Source organism: Gemmatimonas sp. (assembly GCF_044376735.1).
Classification (GTDB): Bacteria; Gemmatimonadota; Gemmatimonadetes; order Gemmatimonadales; family Gemmatimonadaceae; genus Gemmatimonas.
The window spans coordinates 1-10,542 of the sequence record NZ_JBILKJ010000092.1; the positions used below are offsets into that span (position 1 = coordinate 1).

Consider the following 10,542-nt stretch of genomic DNA (forward strand, 5'->3'; position numbering starts at 1 on the left):
ACACCAGCAGTTCGTCGAGCGTGTCGAGCACGTCGAGCTTCGTGATCGCCAGCGCGGTCAGGCCGTTCACGCGCGCGGCGTACCGCACGACCACGCCGTCGAACCAGCCACAGCGACGGGCTCGGCCCGTCGTCGCCCCGAACTCGTGCCCCAACGTGCGCACTTGGCTCTGCAGCGGCTCCGCGAACTCCGTCGGCAGGGGGCCGTGCCCCACGCGGGTCGTGTACGCTTTCACCACACCAAGCGCGCACTGCAGGAACATCGGCGAAATGCCGACGCCCGTGGCCGCGCCACCCACGGTCGTGTTGCTCGACGTCACGAACGGATACGTACCGTGATCGATATCGAGCATCGAGCCCTGCGCGCCTTCCAGCAACACCGCCGCACCGCTCTTGATCGCCCGATGGACGCACAGCCCCACGTCGTCGGCCAGACCGAGCAACCGCGGCGACAGCGCGTCGAGCACGGCAATCGTCTCGTCCACCGACGCCCGCAGATCGGAGCCAGACCGCTCGAGCTGCGCGTTGGCGCGCTCGACGCCTGCCGTGACGAGTTCGCGAAGTCGACCCGGATTCCGGAGATCGAGCACCCGCACGCCGCGGCGCGCCACCTTATCCTCGTAGGCCGGACCGATACCGCGACCGGTCGTCCCGATCGCCTTGCTCGCCGCGCTCGCCTTGTCCACCAGCTTGTGGTACGGCATCACGAGATGCGCGCGCTCACTCACATAGAGCCGCCCTTCCACGTCCACGCCGTCGGCGATCAATTCGTCGATTTCCGTGAACAACGTCTCCGGATCCATGACCACGCCATTGCCGATGGCACACCGCACCCCGGGGTGCAGGATGCCGCTGGGGATCTGGTGCAGGATGAAGGACTTGTCGCCGATGTGCACGGTGTGCCCCGCGTTGGCGCCGCCCTGGTAGCGGACGACCCAGTCGGCCTTCTCGGCGAGGACATCCACCAGCTTGCCCTTCCCTTCATCGCCCCACTGCGCGCCTACCACTACGACGGTGCGCGTCGTCGAATCGAACATGCGAGTCGGTCTCCGGCGGCCCTGCGGCCGCGCACAAAAAACGCCCCGCGGACGATCCGCGGGGCGTTGAGGAAGTCTAGCTCCCGACCACCGCCGACGCCATGACCAACACGGCGACCACGACCCCGATTCCCACTTTCGCGGCGGCGGCGACCACACGCCCGACCAACGCGCCCGTGGCCACCTGCACCGGCGCCCCCCGCGCGCCCTTGGCCACCGTCAACTCGGCCACCAGCGCCCCCACGAAGGCGCCAGCGAACGCGCCGACGAGGGAACCGACGACCGGCACGGGAATGCCCACCACGGCCCCCACCAGGCCACCCAGCACAGCGCCCCATGAAGCCCGGCGCGATCCGCCGTACGCCCGGGTGTAGCGCGCCGAAATCGTGAACTCGAGCACCTCAGCCACGACCACCAACGCGCCCGCGCCCGCCAACGTCCACAGACCAACGCCCCCCTGCGGCATCAGCACCCAGTGCAGCAGCGCCGACCCCAGCATCACCCACAGCCCGGGCAAGCCGAACGGGATCAGAACCAAACCACCCACGAGGGCGGTGCCAAGCAGGATCAGGGCAAGCATAGCCGACCTACGCCGGCAACAGCCCCGCTGTTTCGAGTCGCGCCCGGACGATGGCCACTTCGTCGGCCGTCGCCGCCAGCAGCGGGCTGCGCGGCGCCCCGCCGTTCAGGCCCACCAGATCCAGCGCCGCCTTGATGCCAGCCGGACCCATCGCCCCGGCAATATCGGTCGCCAGCGGCGCCAGCCGCGCCTGCAGCACCGTCGCACCATCCACGTCACCCGCGTGGAACGCGTCGACCATCTGGCGCACCAGCGGACCGGCGTACAGCGCGATCGCCAGAATGGCCCCCGACGCGCCGGCCGCCAACGCCGGCACGACCGTCGCGCCGCTGCCCGTCAATACCCGGAAGGTCGGGCTCTGTGCTTCGAGATACTGCGTGAGCACCGGAATGTTGCCCGCGCTGTCCTTCATCCCGATCACGTTCTCGTGTTGCGCCATCTCGTGGACGAACGCCGGGCTCAGCACCAGATGCGCATACGCCGGCATGTTGTACAGGAGCACCGGCAGCGGACTGGCGTCGGCGACGGCGCGGAAATGCGCGAGCAACGCCGGCTCTGTCATCCGCTTCAGGAAATAATGCGGCGAAATCACCAGCGCGGCGGTCGCGCCCGCATCCTTCGCGTCGTGCGCGCGGGAAATCGTCTGGCGCGTGCTCTCGCTGCCCACGCCGGCCAGCAGCCACTGATCGTCGGACAGACGCGCGCGTGCCCACGTCAGCAGGTGGCGGCGATCGGCATCGTCGAGCAGGGCGGACTCGCCACTCGAACCCGCCACGAGCACGCCGTCGACGCCATGGCCGACGTACGCATCGATGTTGGACTGGAACGCGGCGCGGTCGAGATCACCCGTCGCGGTGAAGCAGGAGGCGGCGGGCACCATGAGCCCACCAATGGGAGTGTTCGGCATCCAGGCAATCTAATCCGTCGCCCGGATTCCCGTTTCTCCAACGCCTGGCATCAACTGCCGAAGAGGCTCTCGAATCCACTCCCGAACCCCGTTTCGGGCTCCAGCGGATTCGCACTCGGCACCTTTGGATGCCCCGTCGAACTCGTCCGGATCGGCGGCAGGATCGCACCGGTCCCCAATGGATTCGCCCCAAATCCACTCGGCGTCGCGACCGAACGCATACCCTGCGATACCGCCCTCGCGCTCCCGGTCGGCCGCGCGCCGTTGCGACGCGCTTCGGCCGACAGCGACGCCTGGTTGCTGCCGATGTGGAACCCCAGTTCGAAGTCCGCCGGGTTCGTCGAGGCCGCCTTCGCGACCTCGAACGTCACCTCGTTGCTGTGCACCAGTTCCGTGAGATGCTGATCGAACGTGCGCATGCCGTACTGCGCACCGTCGGCGATGTAGTCGTGGATGGCGCCGACGTTCCCCTCGATAATCAGATCGCGGATCATGGACGTCACGATCATGACCTCGCACGCCACCACGCGCCCTTGTCCGTTCGCGCGCGGCAACAGGCGCTGCGACACCACGGCCTGCAGCGACTCCGCCAGGCGCATACGCGCCACCGCCTGCTCGTGCGCCGGGAACATCGCCACGATGCGCAGGATGGTGCTCTGCGCATTGGGCGTATGCAGCGTCGAGATCAGCAGGTGACCGGTTTCGGCCGCCTTGATCGCCGTGTCGATCGTCTCCGCATCGCGCATTTCGCCGATCAGGATCACGTCAGGATCCTGACGCAGCGCCGCCCGCAGGCCCATGCGGAAACTGTCGGTATCGATGCCCACTTCACGCTGCGTGACCGAGCTCTTGAGGTCGGCGTGAATGAACTCGATCGGGTTCTCGAGCGTCAGGATGTGCTTCTCGTCCGAGGCGTTGATGGCGTGCACCAGCGCCGCCATCGTGCTCGACTTGCCGGAACCCGTCACCCCGGTCACCAGCACCATCCCGCGCTCGGTGTGCGCGATGCGATCCAGTACCGACGGGAGCTTGAGCGACGCGAAGGTCGGCACATGTTCGGGGATCACGCGCATCACGATGGAGTACGTGTCGCGCTGCCGCATGATGTTCACGCGAAAACGGCCGATCCCCGGCGAATACCAGGAGCAGTCATGGTCCTGCAGCGTGTCGACCGTGGAGCGATCGGCGTCCGACACCAGAAAGTGCAACGCGATCGCGCGCGTCTGTTCAGCCGCGAGCGCCTGCTTCGTCAGCACCACGAGGCGTCCGTTGATGCGCGCGCGCACCACATCGCCCGCCTTGATATGCACGTCGGACGCACCACGCTCGACGGCCGCCTTGAGGATTCGCTCGATCGCCACGATGTCTGGTTAGTGGAGCCACGAAGAGACGAACGGCCCCGATCCAACGCCCGCATCGAGGTCCACCCGGAGATCAGCGCGCGCTGCGCCAAGTGGACGACGATTGCCCGGGCCGGGAGCAACGGCCGAAGCGGCGCGCCAGAAACTCACGGGGCACCGTCAGTCCGCCGGCCCCTGCCCCGCGCACACGCGGATTACGCGCCGATCCCGGTCGGAATGGCGACCGCGTCGAGCCCCATGTAGCCGCGCACCTCGCGCATCGTCTCGCGCGCGATGCCACGCGCCGTCGCCGCACCGCTGGCCAGCGCGTCGAGCACGCGCTGCGGCTCGGCGTCCAGCGCTTCGGCACGACGCCGGATCGGCGTGAGCTCCCCCACTACGCTCTCCTGTAGCACCTTCTTGCAATCCATGCACCCCCACCCGGCCGTCCGGCACTGCTCGTCGGCATGCGCGACCGTCTCCGCCGTACTGAACGCCTTGTGCAGCTGGAAGATGTTGCACACCTCCGGGCGCCCGACATCGGTTTTGCGGACGCGCTGCGGATCGGTCATCGCCGGACGTAGCTTCGCCCAGATCTCGTCATCAGTCTCCATCAGACCGATCGTATTCCCGAGCGACTTCGACATCTTCGCCTGGCCGTCGAGCCCCATGATGCGGCGCGTCGGCGTGAGCAACGGCTTCGGTTCCGGGAAGTATTCCTGCCCGAACTTCGCATTCCACTTGCGCGCCGTATCGCGCGCCAGCTCGAGATGCTGGATCTGGTCTTCGCCCACCGGCACCGAATCGGCGCGATACAGCAGGATGTCGGCGCTCTGCAGCACGGGATACATGAGCAGCCCGGCCGGAATGCTCTCCATCTTCGACGACTTGTCCTTGAACTGCGTCTGCCGCTCGAGATCGCCAAGCGGCGTCAGCGTCGTGAAGATCCACGAGAGCTCCGTGTGCTCCGGCACGTCACTCTGCATGAACAGCGCCGCCTTCGCCGGATCGATGCCAGCGGCCAACAGAGACTTGGCCATCCCCCACCGCCGTGCGCGCAGCACCGCCGGATCGTACGTCCCCGTGATCGCGTGATAATCGACGACGCAGAACACGGCGCCGGGATGGGTCTCCTGAAGCTGGACCCAATTCTTGACGGCGCCGAGGTAATTGCCGATATGGAGTTCGCCCGAAGGCTGGATGCCACTGAAGATGCGTGCCATCCTTCAAAGCTACCCGCCGTGATTTTCTCCAGCAACGCAGATCGCACCGCATGCCGCTGTTCGCACACCCGAAGCGCCAGGACTGGCGTGACGCCGCCATCGCAGCCGCCGACACGGCCGCGCAGTTCATCGCACAAGAAGCGAGGTCGCATCGCACGCTGGCGTGGGAGGAAAAGAGCGCGACCGACTTCGTGAGTCGGGTCGACATCGGGGCCGAAGAACGTATCCGGGACATCATCACGGCGCGCATTCCCGGTATCCGCATGGTGGGCGAGGAGCTCACCGCCGACGCGCGCCCCGACGAGGGCTTGGTCGCGATCGTCGATCCGCTCGACGGCACCACCAACTTCCTGCACGGCTTCCCCAACTACGGCGTCTCCATTTGCATCGCCGTCGATGGGGTGCCGCAGGCGGGGGTCGTGCATGACGTCGCCCGCGGCGGCGTACTGCACGCCACCGCCGGCGACGGCGCCTTCGTGGACAGCAGCCGCCTGCTGGTCTCCACCACGGACACCCCGGCCCGCGCCCTCATCGGCACCGGCATCCCCTTCAAGGACGTCTCCCAGGCCGACCACTATCTTCGGCAGCTCCGGCGACTCATGCCGATCGTCTCCGGAGTCCGTCGTGCGGGGTCGGCCGCGCTCGACCTCTCCGACGTCGCCCGTGGACGCTTCGATGCATTCTGGGAGCTTTTCCTCAATCCGTGGGACCTCGCCGCCGGCGTCCTGCTCGTGCGGGAAGCCGGTGGCCGCGTCACGGACCTCGACGGACGCGACGCCAAGCTCACGGGTGGGCCGATCGTCGCCAGCAACGGTATTCTTCACGAGTGGTTCCTTGGCATGCTGACCGACGCTGACGTCTCCGCCCCCTACCCCGCCTGATCGTGTCTCTCGTCGAATGCGTCCCGAATTTCTCCGAAGGCCGTGACCCGGTGGTGATTGCCGCGATTCGCGACGCGATCGCGGGTACCCCTGGTGCCCACGTGCTCGATGTCTCCAGCGACCCATCGCATCATCGCACGGTGATCACCTTCGTCGCCTCGCTCGAGGCGGCGGTCCCGGCCGCCTTCGCGGCGATGACGGTCGCGCAGCAGCGCATCGATCTGACCACGCATCGGGGTGAGCATCCGCGTATCGGGGCCACCGACGTGGTGCCGTTCATCCCGCTCGAGGGCGCCACGATGGAACACTGTGTCGCCCTCGCCCGAGAGCTCGGCACGAGGGTGGCCACCGAGCTGGGCATACCCGTCTACCTCTACGAGCGTGCCGCCACCACGCCCGCGCGCGAGAATCTCGCCGACGTGCGTCGCGGAGAATTCGAGGGGCTGCGCGACGACATCCGTACGAATCCCGCGAGAAAGCCCGACTTCGGCGCAAGCGAGCTCCATCCCACCGCCGGTGCGACCGCGATCGGGGCCCGCCCATTTCTCGTGGCCTACAACGTCTATCTTGGCGACGCGACGCACCTGCCCGTTGCCAAGGACGTCGCCAAGGCCATCCGTGGATCGTCGGGCGGATTACGCTATGTGAAGGGACTCGGCTTGGAAGTCGACGGGCAGGCACAGGTATCGATGAATCTGGTCGATACGGAGAAGACGCCGCTGCATCGCGTCTTCGAGGCCGTGAAGTCGGAGGCCGCCGCACACGGCGTGGCGCCCACCTGGAGCGAGATCGTCGGATTGGTCCCCGAGCGCGTGCTGCTCGAGGCCGGCGCCCGGCACGTGCAGCTGCGCGGATTCTCCAAGGCGATGCTCCTCGAAACCAAGGTCCGCGACGTTGTCGCCGGTGGCGAGGCGCTCGAGCACTTCATGGCGCGCGTCGCCGATGCGTCACCCACACCAGGCGGCGGCAGCGTCGCCGCCCACGTCGGGGCGTTGGGCGCGGCGCTCGCGCAGATGGTCGCGGGGCTCACGATCGGCAAGAAGAAATACGCGGGCGTCGAGGACCAGATGAAGCAGCTGACCATCGAGGCCTCCACGCTGCGACGCCAGCTCTCCGAGCTCGTGCAGCGCGATGCCGATGCGTACGAACGGGTGCGGGCCGCCTACACCATGTCGAAGGAGCCCGCGCACGCTGTCGCACGCGCCGACGCCGTGCGCGACGCGTTGCTGTTCGCCTCGCGCGTGCCCCTTGAAACCGCGCAGCTGGCCGTGCGGGTGGCGGACATTGCGGCCACCGTCGCCGAACTGGGCAACAGCAACGCTGTCACCGATGCGTGCGTCGCCGCCCTCATGGCCGAAGCGGCCTGCAAGGGAGCCGTGCTCAACGTGCGCATCAATGTGGCCGCCCTCGATCAGCAGGGCGCGCCAGCTGGTGCCCAACTCACCGCGGAGGCGCGCGCGTGCCTGGACGCCGCGGCGCTACACGTCGGTGTCGCCGAAGCCGCGGCCGAGCGCGCCATGGTACCTTCATGATCCATCAGCAATCGGCCCGCCTACTCGGCGGCGCGCTGCTGGTCACCGCCTGCGCGCACGCGGCGCCTGGTACGCCCGCTGGCGCCGCCGCCTCCCCCGCGGCGCCGTCGGCATGCGCCGCCGCGAACGGTGTCGGCAAGCTGCAGTTACTCCTGATGCTGCAACCCGCCGTTCCCGAAACGACCGAAGCGCTCGTTCGCATTGAAGGCGAAAACGAGCGCTCCAGTGTACGCGTAAGTGCCGCCCTCGGCACCACCTTCGAACTGCGCCCAGGCACCTACCGGCTCACGGTGTCGCTCCCAGGCTATTCCAGCGCGACGCGGACGGCGGACATCGCGTGCGGTGCCGACAAGTCGCTCAGCATCCCACTCGCCAGAAAGCGCTAGCTACCCGAGCGGCTGCGTGAGGATGCGCGGTCCGTGCTCGGTGATGGCCACCGTGTGCTCGAAGTGCGCCGAACGCTTGGCGTCGGCCGTCACCACAGTCCACTTGTCGCTGAGCGTCTTCGTCTTCGCCGTGCCGACGTTCACCATCGGTTCGATGGCAATCGTCAAGCCAATGCTGAGCTTCTTTCCCCGCTTCGGCTTACCGAAGTTCGGAATCTGCAGTTCTTCGTGCGGCGAGAAGCCCACGCCGTGGCCAACCAACTCACGCACCACGGAAAATCCGGCGGCCTCGACGACCGCCTGAATCGCTGCGCCAATGTCACCGACGTGGTTGTCAGCGGTCGCCGCGGCAATACCGGCATCGAGCGAACGCTTGGTCACGTCCAGTAGGCGCGCGGTCGGCCCGTCAATTTCCCCAACGGGCACGGTGATCGCCGAGTCGGTGTACATGCCTTCGAGCTTCACGCCGAAATCGAGCTTCACGATGTCGCCCTCGTGCAGCACGCGCTTCCGCGAGGGGATGCCGTGAACGATCTCTTCGTTGATCGAGATGCAGGCGCTGCCCGGAAATCCGTACAGCCCTTTGAACGCAGGTTCGGCCCCGGGATGCGAGCGAATGAATGCTTCGCAGAGCGTATCGAGCTCGCCGGTGCTGATGCCCGGACGAACGTGCGCCTTCATGTGCTGCAGCGTGGCGTACAGCAGTGCGCCACCGCGTGCCATGATGTCGATCTCGCGCGGTGACTTGAGCAACGTAGCGGGGGCCGAGCCGCCGATCGCCATCAATACCCGAGCGCCTGCAGGGCGCGGGCCTCGACGTCTTCGAGCGATCCGATCGCATCGATGTGGACCACCCGCGGGCCATGCTGCTCGTACCAGCTGATCACCGGCGAGGTTTGATCACGGTACACCTGAAGCCGCTTGCGCACCGCATCCGGCTCATCATCGCGGCGGCGCACGAGCGTCCCCATCTTGCCATCGACCTCACAGGCCTCCCCGGGCTGCCGTCCGAAGAACGGTCGCTGACAGGCATCACACGTGGTCCGCCCACTCAGGCGTCGCACGAGCTCATCCTCCGCGATGTCGAACAGCAGCACGGCATCGACTTGCCGGCCGAGACCCTGAAGCATGGCCGCCACCCCTTCGGCCTGCGGCGTCGTACGCACGACACCGTCGAGAATCGCGCCCTTCGCGGCCGTCGGCGATTCCAGTGCTTCCTTCATGATCCCCATGATGACGTCATCGGGGACCAGATCGCCGCGATCCATGGCGGCCTTCGCCGCGAGGCCAAGCGGCGTGCCGTCACGTACCGCGGCGCGAAGGACATCGCCCGTGGCGATCTTAGGAACGTCAAGGCGAGCGGCAAGCCGCTCGCCTTGAGTCCCCTTGCCCGCACCAGGCGGTCCAAGCAGGACAATGATCATGTTTCCTAGAAACCCTGTGTCGCCTGACGGCCGCGGAAGCGTACGCGCCCCTTCTTCATGAAGCCGTCGTACTTGCGAAGCAGCAGGTGCTGCTGCATCTGCGCCATCGTGTCGAGTGCGACGCCGACCACGATGAGCAGGGACGTACCGCCAAAAGCGAACGGTACGTTGATCAGGCGCGCGATCACGATCGGCATCAGGGCAATCGCCGTGAGGAAGATCGCACCCGGTAGCGTGATACGCTCCACCACCGTTTCGATATACTCCGCCGTCTTGGCGCCGGGCTTGATGCCCGGCACGAACCCGCCCTGCTTCTTCAGGTTTTCCGCCAAATCCACCGGATTGAAAATGATGGACGTGTAGAAGTACGTGAACAGCAGGATCAGGACCGCCGACAGAATGAAGTACAACCACGGATTCGGCCCCTGCGGATTGAACAGCTCCGCAATCTCCTGCGCCTTGGCGTTACCACTGAACTGCGCGATCGCCCCGGGAATCACGATCACCGACTGTGCGAAGATGATCGGCATCACACCCGCGGTGTTGATGCGGAGCGGGATGAAATTCCGCGCCGCCTCACGCTGACGGCCACGTGCCATGGTGCGCTGCGGGATCTGGATGAGGACGCGACGCGCCGCCACCGTAATCGCCACGACCCCGGCGACGACGCCGACCATCAGGATCGCCAACACCACGAGCGAGAGCACCGGCAAGGCGCCCGTCGACACGAAGTTGAACGACTGGAAGATCGACGGCCACATGCGTTCGACGATCGAGAAGAAAATGATCAACGACGCTCCGTTCCCCAGACCGCGCTCGGTGATCTGCTCACCCAGCCACATCACGAAGATCGCGCCCGTGGTGAGGAAGAGCATCATCTGCATCGTGAACCACGGACCCGGACGCGATACGGCCGCCGGCAACGACGTGGTGAACAACGCAAATCCATACGCCTGGATCAGCGCCAGCACGACCGTGAGGTACCGCGTGTACTGCGTCAACTTTTTCCGGCCTTCTTCGTCCTTCTGCATCTTGTCCACGTTCGGCAGCACGGCCCCGGCAATCTGGACGAAAATGCTCGACGAGATGTAGGGCATGATGCCGAGTGCGAAGACGGTCGCGCGGGAAAGACCACCACCCACGAACATGTCGTAGAGGCCGAGAAGGCCACCGCCCTGCTGGCGGGTGAAGTAGTCCGTCAGCGCTTGGACATCGACACCGGGCGCCGTGATG

General features: G+C 66.7%; 11 protein-coding genes. 3 read left to right on the forward strand and 8 right to left on the reverse strand.

The genetic code is table 11. From position 1 onward, the window contains the following. From ACIRA7_RS11710 to trpS, 5 genes are all read right to left on the reverse strand, one after another. A partial coding sequence (locus ACIRA7_RS11710; protein WP_396221025.1) for an adenylosuccinate synthase occupies positions 1 to 1,036 on the reverse strand: 1,036 nt, incomplete at its 3' end. A gap of 76 nt (positions 1,037 to 1,112) precedes the next feature. Next, complete coding sequence (locus ACIRA7_RS11715; RefSeq protein WP_396221026.1) at positions 1,113 to 1,616, reverse strand: DUF456 domain-containing protein; 504 nt, start codon at positions 1,614 to 1,616, stop codon at positions 1,113 to 1,115. Positions 1,617 to 1,623: 7 nt separating this feature from the next. Beyond that, positions 1,624 to 2,523 (reverse strand): dihydrodipicolinate synthase family protein, encoded by a 900-nt coding sequence (locus ACIRA7_RS11720; RefSeq protein ID WP_396221027.1) that lies wholly within the window; start codon positions 2,521 to 2,523, stop codon positions 1,624 to 1,626. 50 nt (positions 2,524 to 2,573) lie between these two features. Then, positions 2,574 to 3,884 carry a type IV pilus twitching motility protein PilT gene (locus ACIRA7_RS11725; protein ID WP_396221028.1) on the reverse strand — a complete coding sequence of 437 codons (1,311 nt, stop codon included), beginning with the start codon at positions 3,882 to 3,884 and terminating at the stop codon, positions 2,574 to 2,576. Between the two features lie 194 nt (positions 3,885 to 4,078). Then, the gene (gene trpS, locus ACIRA7_RS11730) at positions 4,079 to 5,086 is read right to left on the reverse strand and encodes a tryptophan--tRNA ligase (protein WP_396221029.1); all 1,008 of its coding nucleotides are present in this window, start codon (positions 5,084 to 5,086) and stop codon (positions 4,079 to 4,081) included. A gap of 50 nt (positions 5,087 to 5,136) precedes the next feature. Between trpS and ACIRA7_RS11735 the strand changes: the two genes are divergently transcribed. Genes ACIRA7_RS11735 through ACIRA7_RS11745 form a run of 3 tightly spaced genes read left to right on the forward strand, consistent with a single transcriptional unit; the run spans position 5,137 to position 7,885 of the window. Beyond that, a complete protein-coding gene (locus tag ACIRA7_RS11735) occupies positions 5,137 to 5,967 on the forward strand; it encodes an inositol monophosphatase family protein (RefSeq protein ID WP_396221030.1) in 831 nt (276 codons plus the stop codon). A gap of 2 nt (positions 5,968 to 5,969) precedes the next feature. After that, entirely contained in the window at positions 5,970 to 7,499 is a 1,530-nt protein-coding gene (ftcD, locus tag ACIRA7_RS11740) for a glutamate formimidoyltransferase (protein ID WP_396221031.1), read from the forward strand. Next, complete coding sequence (locus tag ACIRA7_RS11745) at positions 7,496 to 7,885, forward strand: carboxypeptidase-like regulatory domain-containing protein (protein ID WP_396221032.1); 390 nt, start codon at positions 7,496 to 7,498, stop codon at positions 7,883 to 7,885. Before ftcD ends, ACIRA7_RS11745 begins: the two co-directional genes overlap by 4 nt. Here the strand turns inward: ACIRA7_RS11745 and map are convergent, their stop codons facing one another. From map to secY, 3 genes are all read right to left on the reverse strand, one after another. Then, positions 7,886 to 8,668 carry a type I methionyl aminopeptidase gene (map, locus tag ACIRA7_RS11750; RefSeq protein ID WP_396221033.1) on the reverse strand — a complete coding sequence of 261 codons (783 nt, stop codon included), beginning with the start codon at positions 8,666 to 8,668 and terminating at the stop codon, positions 7,886 to 7,888. Beyond that, entirely contained in the window at positions 8,668 to 9,309 is a 642-nt protein-coding gene (locus tag ACIRA7_RS11755; RefSeq protein ID WP_396221034.1) for an adenylate kinase, read from the reverse strand. The genes map and ACIRA7_RS11755 overlap by 1 nt, the downstream gene beginning before the upstream one ends. 5 nt (positions 9,310 to 9,314) lie before the next feature. Further along, positions 9,315 to 10,542, reverse strand: a 1,228-nt coding sequence (secY, locus tag ACIRA7_RS11760) for a preprotein translocase subunit SecY (RefSeq protein ID WP_396221035.1), incomplete at its 5' end; no start/stop codon positions are given.